Annotated in this window: 1 protein-coding gene; it reads left to right on the top strand. The window is 68.2% G+C overall.

Annotated features, from left to right (window positions below; translation table 11 throughout):
- Nucleotides 1-217, top strand: a 217-nt coding sequence (locus GT354_RS19520; RefSeq protein WP_161357581.1) for a hypothetical protein, incomplete at both ends; no start/stop codon positions are given.

Here is a 217-nt window from a genome sequence, read left to right as displayed (position 1 = left end):
GATCGGCGCCGCCGGTAACCGTTCCGGTGCCCGCGGGTGCGTCGGCGCACGCGTCGGTCGAGGACGGGCTCGTACCGGCGGCGCTGAGCGCCCATCAACGACTGGTGGGCAGATCACACCTGCAATTCCTGAACACTCGACACGACAACCACCAACTGTTCCTGGAGGTTCAACAGCAGGCGACCCGCACGCTTCTCGGGGTCGCCGCCGCGTTCCG

This window comes from Streptomyces sp. SID3343, assembly GCF_009865215.1.
Classification (GTDB): Bacteria; Actinomycetota; Actinomycetes; order Streptomycetales; family Streptomycetaceae; genus Embleya.
This window is presented reverse-complemented; position numbering and strand designations above follow the sequence as displayed.